The sequence below is a fragment of the Methylibium sp. T29-B genome, from assembly GCF_000576225.1.
GTDB lineage: Bacteria > Pseudomonadota > Gammaproteobacteria > Burkholderiales > Burkholderiaceae_C > Methylibium > Methylibium petroleiphilum.
This window is the reverse complement of record NZ_AZSN01000011.1, coordinates 16,714-34,788: the sequence shown is the minus strand read 5'-3', so window position 1 is coordinate 34,788 and position 18,075 is coordinate 16,714. Positions and strand designations below refer to the sequence as shown.

The 18,075-nt window shown below is 69.7% G+C and carries 10 protein-coding genes and 6 pseudogenes; 8 read left to right on the top strand and 8 right to left on the bottom strand.

The features are described 5' to 3' along the window. Positions 1-5 precede the first annotated feature (5 nt). Both Y694_RS03565 and Y694_RS03560 read left to right on the top strand, forming a co-directional pair. A pseudogene (locus tag Y694_RS03565) lies at positions 6-1,519 on the top strand (tripartite tricarboxylate transporter permease). Then, positions 1,516-2,526 (top strand): 2-dehydropantoate 2-reductase, encoded by a 1,011-nt coding sequence (locus tag Y694_RS03560; protein WP_036229893.1) that lies wholly within the window; start codon positions 1,516-1,518, stop codon positions 2,524-2,526. Before Y694_RS03565 ends, Y694_RS03560 begins: the two are co-directional and overlap by 4 nt. A 1-nt stretch (position 2,527) precedes the next feature. Here the strand turns inward: Y694_RS03560 and Y694_RS03555 are convergent, their stop codons facing one another. Then, positions 2,528-3,292: a fumarylacetoacetate hydrolase family protein gene (locus Y694_RS03555; RefSeq protein WP_011829818.1), complete on the bottom strand. Its 765-nt coding sequence runs from the start codon at positions 3,290-3,292 to the stop codon at positions 2,528-2,530. A gap of 10 nt (positions 3,293-3,302) precedes the next feature. Next, positions 3,303-4,428: pseudogene (locus Y694_RS03550) on the bottom strand (substrate-binding domain-containing protein). A gap of 94 nt (positions 4,429-4,522) precedes the next feature. Here Y694_RS03550 and Y694_RS03545 point away from each other — a divergent pair. The 4 genes and pseudogenes from Y694_RS03545 (at position 4,523) to Y694_RS03530 (ending at position 7,642) form a co-directional block, all read left to right on the top strand. Next, complete coding sequence (locus Y694_RS03545; protein WP_011829816.1) at positions 4,523-5,281, top strand: ABC transporter permease; 759 nt, start codon at positions 4,523-4,525, stop codon at positions 5,279-5,281. Beyond that, positions 5,274-5,989: pseudogene (locus Y694_RS23125) on the top strand (phosphate ABC transporter ATP-binding protein). The gene Y694_RS03545 and the pseudogene Y694_RS23125 overlap by 8 nt, the downstream one beginning before the upstream one ends. 35 nt (positions 5,990-6,024) lie before the next feature. Next, positions 6,025-6,818, top strand: a pseudogene (locus Y694_RS03535) (substrate-binding domain-containing protein). Beyond that, the gene (locus Y694_RS03530; RefSeq protein WP_036249472.1) at positions 6,815-7,642 is read left to right on the top strand and encodes a molybdate ABC transporter substrate-binding protein; all 828 of its coding nucleotides are present in this window, start codon (positions 6,815-6,817) and stop codon (positions 7,640-7,642) included. Before Y694_RS03535 ends, Y694_RS03530 begins: the two are co-directional and overlap by 4 nt. Positions 7,643-7,657: 15 nt before the next feature. On the opposite strand, the gene Y694_RS03525 is transcribed toward Y694_RS03530, so the two are convergent. Then, positions 7,658-8,884 carry a GGDEF domain-containing protein gene (locus tag Y694_RS03525; protein WP_036229891.1) on the bottom strand — a complete coding sequence of 409 codons (1,227 nt, stop codon included), beginning with the start codon at positions 8,882-8,884 and terminating at the stop codon, positions 7,658-7,660. A 195-nt stretch (positions 8,885-9,079) separates the two neighbouring features. Between Y694_RS03525 and Y694_RS03520 the strand changes: the two are divergent. Then, positions 9,080-9,696 (top strand): annotated as a pseudogene (locus tag Y694_RS03520) (AIM24 family protein); the annotation flags it as partial. A 225-nt stretch (positions 9,697-9,921) separates the two neighbouring features. Here Y694_RS03520 and Y694_RS03515 read toward each other — a convergent pair. From Y694_RS03515 to Y694_RS03505, 3 genes and pseudogenes are all read right to left on the bottom strand, one after another. Then, a pseudogene (locus tag Y694_RS03515) lies at positions 9,922-11,738 on the bottom strand (aminopeptidase P family protein). A gap of 61 nt (positions 11,739-11,799) precedes the next feature. Further along, on the bottom strand, positions 11,800-13,164 hold the full coding sequence (locus Y694_RS03510; RefSeq protein WP_036229888.1) for an NAD(P)/FAD-dependent oxidoreductase: 1,365 nt from the start codon (positions 13,162-13,164) through the stop codon (positions 11,800-11,802). 106 nt (positions 13,165-13,270) lie between these two features. Next, entirely contained in the window at positions 13,271-14,650 is a 1,380-nt protein-coding gene (locus Y694_RS03505) for a TAXI family TRAP transporter solute-binding subunit (RefSeq protein WP_036229885.1), read from the bottom strand. Between the two features lie 225 nt (positions 14,651-14,875). On the opposite strand from Y694_RS03505, the gene Y694_RS03500 reads away from it, so the two are divergent. After that, positions 14,876-16,162: an EAL domain-containing protein gene (locus tag Y694_RS03500; protein WP_011829807.1), complete on the top strand. Its 1,287-nt coding sequence runs from the start codon at positions 14,876-14,878 to the stop codon at positions 16,160-16,162. A gap of 40 nt (positions 16,163-16,202) precedes the next feature. On the opposite strand, the gene Y694_RS03495 is transcribed toward Y694_RS03500, so the two are convergent. Together Y694_RS03495 and Y694_RS03490 are read right to left on the bottom strand one after the other, a co-directional pair. Beyond that, positions 16,203-17,045, bottom strand: a complete 843-nt coding sequence (locus Y694_RS03495; protein ID WP_197028727.1) for a GGDEF domain-containing protein — start codon at positions 17,043-17,045, stop codon at positions 16,203-16,205. Next, a complete protein-coding gene (locus Y694_RS03490; RefSeq protein ID WP_036229881.1) occupies positions 17,045-18,064 on the bottom strand; it encodes a hypothetical protein in 1,020 nt (339 codons plus the stop codon). The genes Y694_RS03495 and Y694_RS03490 overlap by 1 nt, the downstream gene beginning before the upstream one ends. Between the last annotated feature and the right edge of the window lie 11 nt (positions 18,065-18,075).

Here is an 18,075-nt window from a genome sequence, read left to right as displayed (position 1 = left end):
AGATCATGGAAGAAATCGGCAACCTGATGCATGGCTTCAGCGTGGCGCTGACGCTGCCGAACCTGATGTACATGCTGATCGGCATCACGCTGGGCGTGCTGATCGGCGTGCTGCCCGGGCTGGGCGGCGCCAACGGCATCGCGATCCTGCTGCCTCTCACCTTCAGCATGAACCCCACCTCGGCGATCATCATGCTGAGCTGCATCTACTGGGGTGCGCTGTTCGGGGGGGCGATCACCTCGATCCTGTTCAACATTCCCGGCGAGCCGTGGTCGGTAGCGACGACCTTCGACGGCTACCCGATGGCGCAGCAGGGCCGCGCCGCGCAGGCGCTGACGGCGGCCTTCACCTCCAGCTTCGTCGGGGCGCTGTTCGCGGTGATCCTGATCACCTTCCTGGCACCGCTGCTCGCCAAGTTCGCGCTGAAGTTCGGGCCGGCCGAGTTCTTCGCAGTGCAGCTGCTCACCTTCTGCAGCTTCGTGGGCATGAGCAAGGAGCCGCCGGCCAAGGTGATCGCCGCGATGATGCTCGGCTTCGCGCTCGCCGCGGTGGGCCTGGACAGCGTGACCGGCACGCTGCGCATGACCTTCGGCGTGAGCGAACTGCTCAAGGGTTTCGACTTCCTGATCGCGGTGATCGGCCTGTTCGGCATCGGCGAAATCCTGCTGACGATGGAGGAGGGGCTGTCCTTCAAGGGCAAGAACGCCAAGATCAACCCGCGCGTGGTTCTGCAGACCTGGGCCGGGCTGCCGCGCTACTGGCTGACCTTCCTGCGCTCCACCGTGGTGGGCTGCTGGATGGGCATCACGCCGGGTGGCGCGACGCCGGCCTCGTTCATGAGCTACGGCATCGCGCGGCGCAGCTCCAAGGACCCGGCGAGCTTCGGCAAGGGCCAGATCGAGGGCGTGGTGGCGCCGGAGACTGCGGCCCACGCCGCCGGCACCTCGGCGCTACTGCCGATGCTCACGCTCGGCATCCCGGGCTCGCCGACCGCGGCGGTGCTGCTGGGCGGTCTGCTGATCTGGGGCCTGCAGCCGGGACCGATGCTGTTCGTCGAACAGAAGGACTTCGTCTGGGGGCTGATCGCCAGCATGTACCTCGGCAACATCGTCGGCCTGCTGGTGGTGCTGACCACCGTGCCGTTCTGGGCCTCGATCCTGCGCATCCCGTTCTCGGTGATCGCGCCGGTGATCATCGTCATCTGCGCGATCGGTGCCTACACGGTGCACAGCTCGATGTTCGACGTGTGGTTGATGCTGGTGTTCGGCGTGGTGGGCTATCTGTTCAAGAAGCTCAAGTACCGCTGGCGCCGATGGTGCTGGCGCTGGTGCTGGGCGACATGGCTGAAGCGAGTTTCCGCCAGGCGATGCTGCTGTCGCAGGGCAGCCTGGCCATCTTCTGGTCCAACCCGCTGGTCGGCAGCATCGCCGGTCTGGCCATCGTGATGCTGCTGTGGCCGCTGTGGGGTCTTGCCAAGGATCACTACAAGGCCCGGGAACGCAAGGAAGGCATGGCATGAAGATCGCGATCGTCGGTGCCGGTGCGATCGGCGGGTATCTCGGCGCCAAGCTGGCGATTGCTGGCGAGGACGTGACCTTCATCGCTCGAAACCGCAACCTCGAGGCGATCCGCGCGAACGGCTTCCGTCTGCGGCTGGAAGACGGCAGTGAGCAGCACGCGCCGACCGCCAAGGCGGTGCAGCGCATGGCCGAGGCCGGGCCGCAGGACGCCGTGCTGTTGACCGTGAAGGCGCACCAGGTGCGTGACCTGCTGCCCGATCTGCGCGAGCTGTTCGGCCCGCAGACCATGGTCGTCACGATGATCAACGGCGTGCCATGGTGGTACTTCCACAAGCTCGGCGGCCCCTACGACGGGCAGGCGCTGCGCAGCGTCGATCCCGACGGCCTGCTGGCGCAGCACATCGAGCCCGAGCGCGTGATCGGCAGCGTGGTCTACCCGGCCGCCGAGCTGGTGTCGCCAGGCGTGGTCAAGGTGATCGAGGGCAACCGCTTCACGCTCGGCGAACCCGATGGCTCGCGCAGCCCGCGCATCGAAGCGCTGTCGCAGGCCATGATCCGCGCCGGCTTCAAGAGCCCCGTGTCCAAGGACATCCGCGGCGAGATCTGGGTCAAGCTGTGGGGCAACCTGAGCTTCAACCCGATCAGTGCTCTGACGCATGCGACGCTGCAGGACATCTGCCGCTTTCCGCTGTCGCGCGAGCTCGCGGCGCGCATGATGGGTGAGGCGCAGGCAGTCGGTCAGAAGCTCGGTGTCGAGTTCAAGATCTCGCTCGACAAGCGCATCGCCGGCGCCGAGGCGGTGGGCGCGCACAAGACCTCGATGCTGCAGGACGTGGAGAACGGCCGCGCGCTCGAACTCGAGGCGCTGGTCGGTAGCGTGGTCGAGCTGGGGCGCATCACCGACACGCCCACGCCGACCATCGACGCCATCTACGCGGCCGCCAGCCTGCTGGGCAAGACCCTGGGCGACGCGCGCGGCAGGCTGCAGGTGCAGCCGCTGGCCTGAGTCATCCGTAGGGATTGGCGAGCACGCCGATCCCGTCGATCTCGACCTCCACCACGCAGCCGGGCTTCATCGGCATCACGCCGAGCGAGGTGCCGCACAGGATCACGTCGCCCGGCTCCAGCGTCATGTCGTGCGACAGGCGCGACACCAGCTCGGCCGGCCCGAAGCACATGTCCGACAGCGGGTAGTTCTGTCGCTCGCGGCCGCTCACCCGCGTGCGCAGCGTGGCCTGTGCGGGGTCGAAGTCGGTCTCGATCACCGGGCCGAACACGCCGAAGCCGTCGAAGCTCTTGGCGCGGGCCCATTGCGGGAAGCTCGGATCGCGCGCGATCAGCTCCATGGCCGTCACGTCGTTGGCGCAGGTGTAGCCGAAGATGCATGAGGGGGCGTCGGCCGGCGACACCGCGCGCGCCCTCCGACCGATCACGATCGCCAGCTCGCCCTCGTACGCAATGCGGCCCACGTCAGTGGCCGGCGGCGCGATGGCCTCGCCGTGCGCGGCGAAACTGCTGGGCGCCTTCAGGAAGTACAGCGGCTCGGTGGGCCGGGCCCAGCCGTTCTTCTCGGCCAGCGCGGCGAAGTTGTTCCACAGGCCGATCATCTTGCCGGGCACGCAGGGCGTGAGCCAGGTCAGTCCGGCCAACGGCAAACGCTCGCCGGTGGGCCGCGCTGCGCTGAACAGGTCGCCCTCGTGCACCAGCACCTCATCGCCATCGAGGCAGCCGTAGCCCTGGCGCTCGCCGAGGCGGAATCTCAGCCATTTCATCGTCGTCTCCTCAGTGCTTGCTGCGGTAGCTCCACCACGGCAGTACCTTCGTCAATGCCAGCACCGCGCCGGGCTCGGTGGCGCGGTAGCCGGGCAGGCCGGCCAGCGTGCGAGCCCAGGTCGTGGAGCCCAGCAGGCTCACCAGGCGCTGCACCGCTGGCTGCTCCAGCGTGGACTTCAGCGTCACGAGGAAGTAGCGCTCGCGGGCCAGCGGCACGAAGCCCAGTCCGGCGGCGCGCGCCGCGGCCTCCAGCCCGAGGCCGCGTCGGCCGCGCCGCTGGCCACGGCTGCGCGGCCGCGCCGTGCGACGGCTCGATCAGCGCAAAGGCCTCCGGCATCTTCAGGCCGGCCTGTTCGATCAGTTCCTCCAGCAGCACCCGCGTGCCGGTGCCCTCGGGGCGCCCGACCCAGCGCAGACCGGGCCGCGACAGGTCGTGCAGCGACCCCACCTTCAGCGGATTGCCGGGCGCCGTCATCACGCCCTGAACGCGCTGCGCGAAGCCGATCAGCTTGTGGTGGCCCGGCTTCAACCGTGCGCGGTAGGTGCGTGCACTGACCGAGCCGCGCGCCACGCCGTCCAGCACGTGGAAGCCGGCGAGCAGGCAGCCGCCGGCGTCGAGGGTGTGCAACGCGTCGAGGCTGCCGGCGAACTCGATGTCGAGGTGCAGCTGTTCCGCCAGCGCCAGTTCTCGCAGCAGCGGCAACGCCTGGTCATGGCTGGCGCAGACGCTGAGCACGTCGACGCGGTCGTCGAAGGCATCCGCGAAGGCGCGCTCCAGCTCCATGCGCAGCGACTCGATCTGCGGCGCGAGCCGCGCCTGCGCCCGACGCTCGGCCCACAGCAGCTTGTCGCCGAAGGACGTGAGCACCGCACGCTGGCCCTTGTTCCAGATGATCAGCGAGCGGCCCAGTTCGGTCTCCCAGCGCCGCAGTTCACCCCAGACATGCCGGTAGGAGAACCCCAGCGCCGTGGCCGCGGCCGAGATCGAACCGCCGCGGTGCAGCGCGTCGAGCAGCGCGAACAGCGGGTGATGCACCGGCCCGGCGGCGCCGTCGGTCCCGAGCGAATAGGTGAGCTGCACGCGCTGCGGCGAACGGGTCGGTGCAGGCGAGTCGTCGTTGTTGTTGCTATGCATGCTCGTTCATATCGATTTGGCGTCCGTGCATATCTAGCATCGCCACGATTGCAGTGTGCCCCAAGGGCGTACGCCGTCCGGAACGGGCCAGGGAATGAATGCTTTTGTCGAGAGTGTGCGCACGGCCGTGAGCCTGATCGTGCAGGCCGATGCGCAATTGCTGCGCGTCGTGGGTCTGTCGCTCGGGATCAGCGGCACCGCCTGTGCATTGGCCGCCGCGGTGGGCCTGGCCGGCGGCGCCGCGCTGGCGGTGCTGCGGTTTCCCGGCCGGCGCGGCGTGCTGGTGCTGCTCAACACGCTGCTGGCGCTGCCCTCGGTCGTGGTGGGCCTGGTGGTCTACCTGCTGTTGTCGCGCTCGGGCCCCCTCGGCGCATGGGGCCTGCTGTTCACGCCGACAGCGATGGTGATCGCGCAGACGGTGCTGGTGGTGCCGGTGGTGGCTGCGCTCACGCGCGAGGCCATCGCCGACAGCTGGAAGCAGCACGGCGAGCAGCTGCGCTCGCTCGGGGCAGGCCGCTGGACCAGCGGCGCGCTGCTGCTGTGGGACGAGCGGCTGGCGCTGCTGACGGTGATGCTGGCGGCCTTCGGCCGCGCGATCTCGGAGGTGGGTGCGGTGATGATCGTGGGCGGCAACATCGATGGCCACACGCGCGTGATGACGACCGCCATCGCGCTCGAGACCAGCAAGGGCGACTTGCCGCTGGCGCTCGCGCTGGGCATGGTGCTGCTCGGCGTGGTGCTGCTGCTCAATGTACTGATCGCGCTGGTGCGTGCCTGGAGCACGCGCTCGCACGGGACGGCGCAAGGCGGCGCAAGCGACGGCAGTCGGGCTGCAGGAGCGATGCATGGCTGAACAGGCCTTGATTGCCCTGGAGTCGGTGGGCCTGCGCTACGGCGCGCTCGAGGCGCTGCGCGCCGTGAACCTGAGCATCGTCCCGGGGGAGTGCGTGGCCTTCGTCGGGGCCAACGGCTCGGGCAAGAGCACGCTGCTGCGGGTGCTGCACGGGCTGCTCGCACCGAGCGCCGGCGTGCGCCGGCAGCGCGAGGCCCTCGACGGCCGGCCGCTGCGCTTCGCGATGCTGTTCCAGCGGCCCTTCCTGTTCCGCCTTTCCGTCCAGGCCAACGTGCGGCTGGGCCTGTGGCTCGGCGGGGTGCGTGGCGAGGAGGCCAAGGTGCGCAGCGCACAGGCCTTGCAGCGCGTCGGGTTGGCCGCCGAGGCGGCGCGTCCAGCGCGCGCGTTGTCGGGCGGCCAGCAGCAGCGACTCGCGCTGGCGCGCGCCTGGGCGCTGCAGCCCGACGTGCTGCTGCTCGACGAGCCGACCGCCAGCCTTGACCCGAGTGCCAAGCGCGAGGTCGAGAACCTGCTCGCCGAGTTCGCGACGCAGGGCATGACGCTGTTGATGGCGTCGCACAACCTGGGGCAGGTGAAGCGGCTGGCGCAGCGCGTCGTGTACCTGGAGCACGGCCGCGTGCTGGCCGACGTGCCGGCCGCACAGTTTTCGAGGGGGTGGCGCTGCCGCCCGAGGCCAAGTTGTTTCTCAAAGGAGAGTTGCCATGGTGAAGTTCGACAGGCGGGCGCTGCTGCGCCATCTGGGCATGTTCGCGATCGCGCTCGGCGTGGCCGGCGCAGCGGTCGCGCAGGACAAGAGCATCGTGATGGCGTCGACCACGTCGACCGAGCAGTCCGGCTTGTTCGCGCACCTGCTGCCGGCGTTCAAGAAGGCCAGCGGCATCGACGTGAAGGTGGTGGCGCTCGGTACCGGCCAGGCGCTGGACATGGGCCGTCGCGGCGATGCGACGTGCTGTTCGTCCATGACCAGGCGGCCGAGGAGAAGTTCGTCGCCGAAGGCTACGGCCTGAAGCGTAGCCCCGTGATGTACAACGACTTCGTGCTGATCGGCCCGAAAGCCGATCCGGTGGGCGTGAAGGGCGCCGACATCGTGGCCGCGCTGGGCACGCTGGCGAAGAGCCCGTCGAGCTTCGTGTCACGTGGCGACAAGAGCGGCACGCATGCTGCCGAACTGCGCTACTGGAAGGCCGCCGGCATCGAGGCCCCGAAGGGCACCTATGCCGGCTACCAGGAATGCGGCTGCGGCATGGGCCCGGCGCTGAACATCGCCGCGTCCAGCAATGCCTATGTGCTGGCGGACCGCGGTACCTGGCTGTCGTTCAAGAACCGCGCCGACCTGGCCGTGCTGGTGGAGGGCGACAAGCGCCTGTTCAACCAGTACGGCGTGATCGTGGTCGATCCGGCCAAGCACCCGCACACCAAGACGGCCCTGGCGCAGGCCTTCGCCGACTGGGTGGTCTCTGCGGAAGGCCAGGCCACGATCGCCAGCTACCAGATCGGGGGCCAGCAACTGTTCTTCCCGAACGCCGCAACCAAGTGAAGGCCGCCGCGCTGGCTCTGGTCGCCGCCGTGACGATGACGCTGGGCATGACGGGCGAGGCGAGCCGGGCCGGCGCGCCGGACGGCGAACTGGTGGTCTTCGCCGCAGGCAGTCTGCGGGCCCCGCTGGCCGAGATCGGCCGGCAGTTCGAGGCGCGCGAGCCCGGAGCGCCGCTGCGCTTCGTGTTCGGCGCATCCGGCCTGCTGAAGGACCGTCTGTCGGCGGGCGAGGCGGCCGAGGTGTTTGCTTCAGCCAACATGGCGCACCCGCAGGCGCTGGCCGCTGTCGGCCGGGCCGGCGTGGTGCAGCGCTTCACGCGCAATCGCCTGTGCCTGCTGGCGCGGCCCGAGGCCGGCGTGACGGCCGACAACGCGCTGGACCGCCTGCTCGATCCTGCCGTGCGCGTGGGCACGTCCACGCCCCAGGCCGATCCTTCGGGGGACTACACCTGGGAACTGTTTCGCCGCATCGACGGGCGTGGTGCTGCGTACGCCGGAGCCTACGAATCGCTCGATCGCAAGGCCCTGAAGCTGACCGGCGGGCCGGCCTCGCCACCGCCCCCCGCCGGCCGCAGCGTCTATGCGGCGCTGCTCGAGGCGGGGCAGGCCGATGTGTTCATCACCTATTGCACCAATGCCCAGCAGGCCCAACAGGAACTGCCTGCCTTGCAGCGCGTCGACCTGCCGGAGGACGTGAACGTTTCTGCCGACTACGGCGTGGCGCTGTTGGAGCGTGCGGGTCCGCGGGCCCAGCGGTTCGTCGACTTTGTGCTGGGTCCGGCCGGGCAGGCGGTGTTGGCGCGGCAGGGGTTCGCGCCGCGCTGACGTCGTCGACAGACCTCAGAGCGGATCGAGCCCCAGCGACCGGCTCTCACCGAACACCGTATCGGGCCCGTCCTGCCGGGCCGGCACGGCGCGGCGGCGGCCCTGGCGCTTGGCCTCGTAGAGGGCGAGGTCGGCGCGGTGCTGTGCGGCGGCGAGCGATTCGCCTGTTTGGATCTGCACCAGCCCGAAGCTCAGACTCAACGGCAGCGGGAAGTTCTTGCTCGCCAGGTCGAGATTGCGCGTGATGCGATCGGCCACGTGCAGCGCATCGTCGACGCTCGCACCGGGCAGCAGCAGCATGAACTCGTCGCCCCCGACACGGCCCATCACGTCGCGTGTGCGCAGCGTGTCGCGCGTGCAGCGGGCGACCAGCCGCAGCGCCGCATCGCCGACGGCATGGCCGTGGTTGTCGTTGACGTGCTTGAAATGGTCGATGTCGAACAGCATCAGCACCGACGGCGGCGCGGCGCCGTTGCCGACGATCGCGGTGGCCAATTCCTCGAAGTGACGGCGGTTCGGCACCTGGGTGAGCATGTCGATGTCGGCCAGCACGCGCAGCTGGCGCTGAGTCTCGCGCAGGTCGCGCACGGTGCGCTCGTGCGTGAGCACCAGGCAGAGGTAGACCGTGAACAGCATGCTCAGGAGCAACGGCAGCACCACGCCGGTGACCACCAGCGATTGGGCGGGCAGCGCGCCGGCGCCCTGGGAGAACATGCCCGCCAGGCGCAACATGGGGACGGCGGCCTGAACGATCATCACCGCCATCAGCAGCTTGAGGGCCGGACTGCGGCGGAAGTCGTCGAGCTTGCCGATGAAAACGGCGGCGTAAAGCAGCAGGATCAGCGAGCCGGCGCCATAGGCCAGCGACCGGATCGGCTGCGGCGCGGAAGCCAGCCAGCAAGCCAGCCAGCCGAGGTAGCAGGCGACATACAGCGCGACATCGATCCGCGTCGAAGAGAACTGCCGGTCGCGCGAGAAGAAGCGGCGCAGTCCGGTGGTGATCAACACCGGCCAGACCATCACCAGCAGGCAGGCCGGGACCACGGCCACCGGCCACAGGTTGCGCAGTCCGTGCAGCGCCGCTCCCAGGGTGGCCAGCCACATGGCCCCCACCCACCACCAGTAGCCGCGGTAGACGCGCTGGCTCAGGCCGAACACCGACATGATGGCCGCGGTTGCTCCCATCACGACGACGGCCAGCAGCATCAGCGTCGGCAGGTGGATCGTGAAATCGGAGGTCACGGGCGGTTTCTGCAAGGGGTAACCCGCGATTCTGGGAGTCGAGGCGTGGGTGATGGCTCCCCCAAAAGGGGGTGCACGTCAGGTCCCGAGCGGCGCCGGCGCAGGAGGCCGTTCGCGGGCCGGCAGGAGTTCACGGCACTTCGCTACCATCGTGCCCCGCTAGATCGTGCGCAAACGCACTGACGGAGACCGAGCATGGCGATGGACGTGATCGATTACGAGATCAAAGGCGCAGAGATGCAGTTCGTCGAGGTGGAACTCGACCCCGGCGAGGCCGCCATCGGCGAAGCCGGCAGCATGATGTTCATGGACGCCGGCATTGGCATGGACACGGTGTTCGGCGACGCATCTGCGCAACAGGGCGGCTTCTTCGGCAAGCTGCTGGGGGCCGGCAAGCGCCTGGTGACCGGCGAATCGCTGTTCACGACGGTCTACACCAACAACGTCGGCAGCAAGCAGCGCGTGGCGTTCGCGGCGCCGTACCCCGGCAAGATCCTGCCGATGGACCTGCGGACCTTGGGCGGCACGCTGATCTGCCAGAAGGACGCCTTCCTGTGCGCGGCGCGCGGCGTCAGCTGGGCATTGCCTTCCAGCGCAAGCTGTCGGTCGGCTTCTTCGGCGGCGAGGGCTTCATCATGCAGAAGCTCGACGGCGACGGCCTGGCCTTCGTGCATGCCGGCGGCACCGTGCTCAAGCGCGAACTGCAGCCGGGACAGACGCTGCTGGTCGACACCGGTTGCGTCGTGGCCTACACGCAGAGCGTCGACTTCGAGATCCAGTACGTCGGCAAGGTCAAGACGGCGCTGTTCGGTGGCGAAGGCCTGTTCTTCGCCAAGCTGACCGGTCCGGGCACGGTGTGGCTGCAGAGCCTGCCGTTCTCGCGGCTCGCATCGCGGGTGTTCGCCGCAGCACCGCAGCGGGGCGGTTCGCGAGAGGAGGGTTCGGTGCTCGGTGGCTTCGGCGCCGGGGGGCTGCTGGGCGCAGTGCTGGGCGGCGACGAGGAATAGCGCGCGAGCGGGCGACCGCGCGTCGCCGCATCAGACCGGCTGCGTGCGCGCCAGCAGCCAGGCCCGCGCCGTGCCGCTGACGAGCGGCACGAGCCGCTCGCGCACCGTGGCGTGGTAGCGGTTCAGCCAGTCGATCTCGTCGGCGCGCAGCAGTGAACGCTCCAGGCAGCGCGTGTCGATGGGGCACAGCGTCAGGGTTTCGAATGCGAGGAAGTCGCCGAACTCGTCGCCTGGCGCCGTCACGTTGAGCACCAGGTTCTCGATGCGCACGCCCCAGCGGCCCGGTCGGTACAGGCCTGGCTCGATGCTGGTGACCATGCCTGGCTCCATCGCCATGTCGGGCGTCGGGACGGCCTTGCTGATCGACTGCGGGCCTTCGTGCACGTTGAGGAAGTAGCCGACGCCGTGGCCGGTGCCATGCCCGTAGTCGAGCGACGCAGCCCACAGCGGCGCCCTCGCGATCGCGTCGAGCATCGGGCTCGCCGTGCCGCGCGGGAAGCGCGTCTGGCTCAACGCGATCGTGCCCTTCAGTACCCGCGTGTAGTCGTGCTTCATCGCCTCGGTCGGCTCGCCGATCGGCCAGACGCGCGTGATGTCGGTCGTGCCGCCCAGGTACTGCGCGCCGGAGTCGATCAACAGCAGCCCGTCGGCGGCGACCCCGGCGGTGCTGGAGATCACCGCATGGGCTTCGGGCGTGGCCCGATAGTGCGGCATCGCACCGTTGGCATTGAAGCCGGCGATCACTGGAAAGCTCAGCGAGACGTAGTCGGGCTGGCGCGCTCGTTCGGCGCTCAGGCGCTCGTCGATGGTCAGCTCGGTGATCGGCTCGCGGCCGAGCGCGCTCTCGAACCAGGCATAGAAGGCGCACATCGCCGCACCGTCGCGTGCCATCGCTTCGCGGATGAAGGCGGCCTCGGGGGCGGACTTGCGGCTCTTCGCGAGCGTGGACGGGTTCACGGCCTCGATCAACCGCACCGAGGCCGGCACCGCCTCACGCAACCCCAGCGTCACGCGCCGCGGATCGATCAGCAGGCGCGCATCGGCGGGCAGGGCGGCGAGCGCGGTGCGTGCCTGCCCGTAGGGTCGCAGTTGCACGCCCTCGGCACCCAGCATCGCGGCCAGTGCGGCGTCGACCTTGCCTTCGCCGATGAACAGCAGGGCGTCCGAGGCCGACACCAGCGCGTGCGCCAGGAACACCGGGTTGTAGTCGACGTCGGCACCGCGCAGGTTGAACAGCCAGGCCAGGTCGTCCAGCGTGGAGATGAGGTGGTGACTCGCGCCGCGCGCCGCCATCGCCGCGCGCAGTTGCGCCAGCTTTTCGCTGCGCGGTTGCGGCGCGTGCGGTGCGCGGTGCTCGTAGACCGGCACCGCGGGCAGCGCGGGGCGCTCGGCCAGGCGGCGGCGAGCGGATCGGCGTCGGTGCGCAGCACGATGCCGGCGGCGTCCATCGCTTCGCGCAGCGTCTTGGCCGCGGCGAGGCCGAGCACTGCGCCGTCGGCCGCGAGCGTCTGGCCGGGGCGCAGCGCTGCGGCGATCCATTCGATGTGCGTGGCCGCGGTGCCGGTCGCGATCTTCACCAGCTCGATGCCGGTGCCGGCGAGCTGCGCCTCGGCCTGCACCCAGTAACGGCTGTCGGCGAACAGCGCGGCGCGATCGGCCAGCACCACCAGCGTGGCCATCGAGCCGGTGAAGCCCGAGAACCACGCGCGGCCCTGCCAGTGCCCGGGCAGGTACTCCGACAGGTGCGGATCGCTCGACGGCAGCAGCACGGCATCGGTCTGCCGCGCGGCCATCGCGGCGCGCAGGCGCTCCAGGCGCAGTCGGATCGGGGTAGTGCGTGTGTCCATGCGGGTCCTGATCGAGGCCGACGACTGCGCCGCCCCGGTGGCCTCGATCTTAGAACCTCGCCTAGCCGGCCGCCGGCCGGTGGGCATCGGCCTCCGCCTCGGCCACCACGCGAGCCTGGCGTTCGAAGCTGAAGTAGGCCCAGGCCCAGTCGCTCAGGACCACCAGGCGGTTGCGGAAGCCGATCAGGAAATAGATGTGCACGAACAGCCAGAACAGCCAGGCGGGCATGCCGCTGAAGTGCACACGCCCGAACACCGGCAGGTCGACCATCGCGATCGCGGCGCGGCGGCCGATGGTGGCCAGCGCACCGTAGTCGTTGTAGCGGAACGCCGCCGTCGGTTCGCCGCGCAGGCGGCGCAGCAGGTTGGTCGCGGCGGTGCGTCCCATCTGCTTGGCCGCCGGGCTGACACCGGGGACCGGCGTCGGCGCGCCGTGCTTCGGGTGGCTTTGCGCCGCTGCCAGATCGCCCACGACGTGGATCTCGGGGTGGCCGGCCAGGCTCAGATCGGGCTCGACCACCACGCGGCCGGCGCGGTCCAGCGTGCAGCCGGTGAGCTCGGCGAGGGACCGGCCCAGCTTCGAGGCGGCCACGCCGGCAGCCCAGACCACGGTCTGCGCCGCGATGCGCTGCGGGCCGTCGGTACCGGCGTAGCTCAGTCCCTCGGCGTCGATCGCGGTAACGCTGGCGCCGGTACGGACCTCCACGCCGAGCGACTGCAGTTGCTCGAGCGCGCGCTGCGACAGCTGCTCGCTGAAGGCGCCGAGCACGCGCGGACCACCCTCGACCAGCACCACGCGCGAGCGGCGCGAGTCGATGCGGCGGAATTCGTCGTGCAGCGTGTGGTGCGCGATCTCGGCCAGCTGTCCGGCCAGCTCCACGCCGGTCGGCCCGGCGCCGACCACCGCGAACGTGAGCCAGGCTTCACGCTTCGCGGGGTCGGCTTCTCGCTCGGCATGCTCGAACGCCATCAGTACGCGGCGCCGGATCGTGAAGGCGTCGGCCAGGGTCTTCAGGCCCGGCGCATGGGCGGCCCAGTCGTCGTGGCCGAAGTAGCTGTGGGTCGCGCCGGCGGCGACGATGAGGTGGTCGTAGGCGATGGGTTCGCGGCCGTCGAGCGTGACGCTGCGCGCGGCCGTGTCGATGCCGGTCACCTCGCCGAGCAGGATGGTCAGGTTGCCGCGCTGCATCTCGCGGCGCAGGATGTGGCGGATCGGGCCCGAGATCGCGGGCGCCGAGAGATTGGCGGTCGCCACCTGGTAGAGCAGCGGCTGGAACAGGTGGTGGTTGGTGCGGTCGACCAGCGTGATCTCGACGTCGGCCCTGGACAGTGAGCGGACGGCTTCGATGCCACCGAAACCACAGCCGATGATGACCACGCGAGGGCGCGGCGCGCCGTCGGCACGGCAAGGGGAGGGAGCGTTCATGACGAGGCGCCTCCGAGCGCCTGGCGGGGAATGTCGTCGTGGGGAGCGTCGGCGGATGGGGCGGACGTGTCGGGCCGGCGTCGGCCACGCGGAAGGCAGCCCACCGTCATGGGGTGGCTGCCGGGGTCTGGGCGCCCAGTGCGCGCAGCTTCTTGCGCACCAGGTCGATGTGGCTGCGCAACGCATACAGCTCGTCGGCATGCGACAGCGGGACCTGCAACTGCTTGACGCGGGCATCGAGAGCGTCGAGCTCGTCCATCAGCGGCTGGGCATCGGCCGGCCCGTCCGGGGCGTCGGCCAGGCTTTCCTCGATCTGGCGCAGCCGGCCGTACCAGCGGAACACCCGCGAGCGGATGCGCAGTTCGTACAGCGGCGGCACCACGCGCGACAGCGGGATCAGCACCACGATGATCGAGGCCAACACCACCCACATCCGGTCGATCAGGTTCGCGACCCAGAACGGCAGGTAGCGCTGCAGCCAGGGTGGACCGGTCTCGAAGAAGCGGTCGGCCTCCTTCGACATCGGCAGTTCCACGGCGCGCCGGTTCGGAAACTCGCCGCGGCGCTGGAACCAGCCCGCTTCGCTGTGGATCGCGTTGGCGGCCTGCACGAACAGCTGCTGCAGGGCCGGATGGGCCGATGCGCGCGCCACCAGCGCGGCCGTCGGGGCCAGCAGCTCGATGTCCTCGGGCGGCACGTCCTCGGCCAGCTTCACCACGCCGCGCGGCAGGCTCACCGGCGTGAGCATCGGCAGGCGGCGCGCGTACGCTTCGGCCTGATCGAAGCTCATGAGGCGGATGCCGGGCGTCAGCAGCAGCAACTGCACCATCGGCGCCTCGGGCGCGGACACCAGCGCCAGCGCGTCGGTGTTGCCATCGAGCAGGCTCACGACGGCTGGGGTCTGCGTCAGCCGCTGGGCGACGATGTCCTCGGGCCCGAGGCCGTTGGTGTCGAGCAGCCGTCGCATCAGGTTGGTGATGCCGCTGCCCTGGGCCCCGATGTTGACGCGCCAGCCCTTGAGCTTCGCCACCGAGTCGAGCCGATCGCTGCCGATCAGCCGCCTGGCGCTGTCCTCGCGATAGAACAGCCAGATCGGCTCGTAGAACAGGCTGCCCAGCGACACCAGATCCGGTGGCGGCGCTTCGTCGCCGCCTCGCAGGCGACCGGCACCGCCCTGTACGAAGCCGAAGTCGACGCCCGAGTCCGGGTCTTCGAGCAACTTCAGGTTCTCCGCCGCGCCCTGGGTCGTGCGCAGTTCGACCTGGATGCGGTGCTTGGCCAGCGCCGCCTGGTAGCGTTTGCCGAACTCGGCGTACGCCCCCTGTTCCGGCCCGGTGGCCAGCACCAGCTTCTTCGGCGGGCTCGGGTCGAGTGCCCAGTAGGCCAGCGCCAGGAGCGCCACCGTCAGCAGCACGAACGGGCCGGCGGTCATCAGCAGGTCGCGGCTGCTCAGCAAGGTGTGACGCAGGGAAGGCAGGCGGGGCATTGGAGCAGTCGGGGCGGGGCGAGCGGAGGTCGCATTCTCGTCCAGCGTGTGCGGGGTCACATGCTGGACGCATCCGATCCACGGGGGAACGCTCGGGGCGGAGGGCGCGATCCGGGGTCGGACGGAGAGGCGCGGGCGGCGAAATAGTGCTTCAGTCTCGCGTTTCGTGACCGATACCCGGGAGTGGCGCCTTGCCGGGCGCGTTCTCTGCTTGTGCAACGACCGATGTCCGCTGTCCCACCCCTGACCCCGAGTTTCGAAGCAGCGCTGGCCTGCCTGAGTGGTCTTGGCGGCCCGGCCGGCCAATCGGTCACAGGCCACCATGCCGGTCTCCGGCTCGCCAGTCATTTCCAGCCGATCTTCAGCCTGTCGCATGGCCGCGTGGTCGGTCACGAGGCCTTGCTGCGCGCCAGCGACGCGACCGGCGCCGGACTGCCGCCGCCGCGGTTCTTCGACGGACACGACTCCAACGAACTGCTGTGGCGCGACCAGCTGGTGCGCACCATGCACATGGCGAACTACGCCAAGGCGGCGCCGCAGTCCCAGTGGCTGTTCCTGAACCTGCACCCGCAGGTCTTCCTGCAGTCACCGCAGACGACCTTCGACGCCTGCAGCGAGGCGATGCCCGCCGACCTGCGGTTGCAACCCAAGCAGATCGTCGTCGAGGTGCTCGAGGACGCGGTGCGCGACGACGCGAACTTCGATGCCGCTGTCGCGACCATCCGGTCCCAAGGAGGCCTGATCGCGCTCGACGACTTCGGCGCCGGGCATTCCAACTTCGATCGCGTGTGGCGCCTGCGCCCCGAGATCGTCAAGCTCGACCGCAGCCTGGTCGAGCGCGCGGCGCTCGACCTGCGTGCGCGCCGTGTCGTGATCCAGATGACCTCGCTGCTGCACGAATGCGGCGCGCTGGTGCTGATGGAAGGCGTGGAAACGGAGGCCGAGGCCTTCGTCGCGCTGGAAGCCGACGCCGACCTGGTGCAGGGCTATTTCTTCGCGCGGCCGCAGGCGGCGCTGGTCGGGCCGAACCACGCCAGCGAGGCCCTGAACGCGATCTGGAGCGGCTTCGGCGAGCGCTGGCGCGAAGAGGACGCAGGCTATCGCGAGCGCATCGCGCCGTATTTCAACGCCATCGGCTACGCGTCGGCGCTGCTGGCCGGTGGGCGCCCGCTCGAGGAGGCGACGCAGTCTTTCCTGGCCTTGCCGGGCACCGAACTCTGCTATCTGCTCGGCCAGGACGGGCGGCAGGTGGGCGTGAACCAGTGGGGCCGCAGCCCCGCGGCGGGCAACGGCACGGCGTTCGAGCCGTTTCGCGACACGCGCGGTGCGCGCTGGGCGCGTCGGCCCTATTTCCGCCGCGCCGTCGCGGCGGTCGGCAAGGTGCAGGTCACCCGGCCATACCGCACCTTGCACGGCTCGCACCTGTGCGTGACGGTTTCCACCGCCTTCCGGGCACCTGCCAGTCAGGGCGGGGAACTGCAGGTGATCTGCGGCGACCTGACCTGGTCCTAGATCGGGCGAAGGGCCCCGCGCGACGACTGCCTGGGTTTGCTCAACCCGCCGTGCTGGCAGAGGCCGCGATCCGCAGGCAGGCCTTGCCGGCCCGCTTGGCGTCGTACATCGCGCCGTCGGCACGCTTGCGCAGGCTGTCGAGCGATTCACCCGGCAGGTAGACGGCCATGCCCAGGCTCGGCGTCGACACGGTTGCCTGGCCGGCCAACACGTGCGGTTCGGACAGCTGGGCGAGGATGCGCTCGCACAGCTGAAGACGATCCTCGGCCGTTCCCGACTCTTCCAGGATCACGGTGAACTCGTCACCCCCGAGCCGGCTGACCAGATCGGTCACGCGCACGCAGGCTGTCAGGCGCAGCGCGACCGAGATCAGCAACCGATCCCCCGCTTCGTGACCGAGCGTGTCGTTGACGCGCTTGAAGCCGTCGAGATCGAGGTAGACGAGGGCCATCGGCCGACCACTGCGTTGAGCGCGGGCAGCGGCCAGTTCGAGCTGTTCCTCGAAATGACGGCGGTTCGGCAACTGCGTCAAGGCATCCCGGCGTGCAATGTCGGCGAGCTGCGCTTCGGCGCGCTTGCGGTCGTCGATGTCGCGCGTGATCAGCGCCACGCCCTCCTCGACCGGGACGACCTGGAAGTGCATCCAGCGTCCGCGCATCGAGGTCGCGACGGCCTGGGCCTCGACATCCATCGGCTTCTGCCGTTGCAGCACCGTGAGCAGCAGGTTCAGCAGGCCATCTTCGCGGATCGACGGCACCAACTCGGTCGCGCGACGCCCGATCATCGCAGCGGGGTCCAGCCCGAGCATGGCGCCCGCACGGCGGTTGGCGTCGGTGATCACGAAATCGTGTGTCTGCCCCGACGCATCCCGCTCGGCACGCATCAGCACAGTGCATCCAGGCTGCCGTCGAGTGTGGCGACGTAGAGCGCCTTGGCCCGACGGGCCTCGCGCCGACTGCTGTCGAGCCCGCGGGCCTGCCGCCACAGCACCAGCGTTCCGAACACGATCAGCAGTGCGACGGCCGCGGACCAGCCGAGGAGACGAAGCCGCGTCTGCTGATAGCCGGCTGTCACGGCGTCGGCCGTGACGGCCACGACGGCGACCATCGGATAGCGATCGATCGGCAGCGCCGTGAAGAAGCGGGCCGTGCCGTCGACCTGGCTGTAGAAGGGCTGGAGCGTCTCGCGGATCTTGTGTGAGCGCTGCAGCACCTTCTGGGCATCGACCTTCTCGCCGAAACTGACGCTGCCGTCCAGACGCCGTGAGCGGTTGATGTTGTCGAGGCCGATCACCGTGATCACGGTGCCCGGCGCCTCGCCTTGATCGAAGCCCTTGGTCAGAGAGCCGGGATCGAGCATCGCGACGACGACGCCGTCGAACTGGCCGTCGTGGGTGAGGCGGCGCATCACCGGCAGCATCCAACCGCCATTCAGATGATCGGGCTGAGGCGCGCCGATGCTCAGACCGACGGCGGGATCGTGGAGGTGACGCTTGAAATCGTCTTCGTCGGCGAGGTTCAGCACAACGTCGGGCGAGGTGCTTTCCTGCACGACGCCACGGCGATCGGTAATGAGCAGGGCGCGGGTCGTGTCCAGCGTCACGAGTCCGGCGGCGCGCAGCCCGGACAGGCTCATCGGGTTGCCGGTCTCGTGCAGCGACTTGACCAGCAGCGTGGTCTGGTCGACACGGTCGAGCACTTCGCCGACGCGCACGGCCAGCTTCTGCGTGTTGCGTTCGGTATCGTGCAGTGCGCGCTGCACCTCGTTGCGGCGGGCGGTGTCGAGACTCAGCTGTGTCACGACGCCGAGCACGGCGAGCAGCAGCACGGCCGCCGCCAGCAGCGCGCTGTGGAGCGTGACCGACGACGTGAGGGGTGAGCGGGCGGAGGAGTTTTCGGTCATTGAAATCCCTC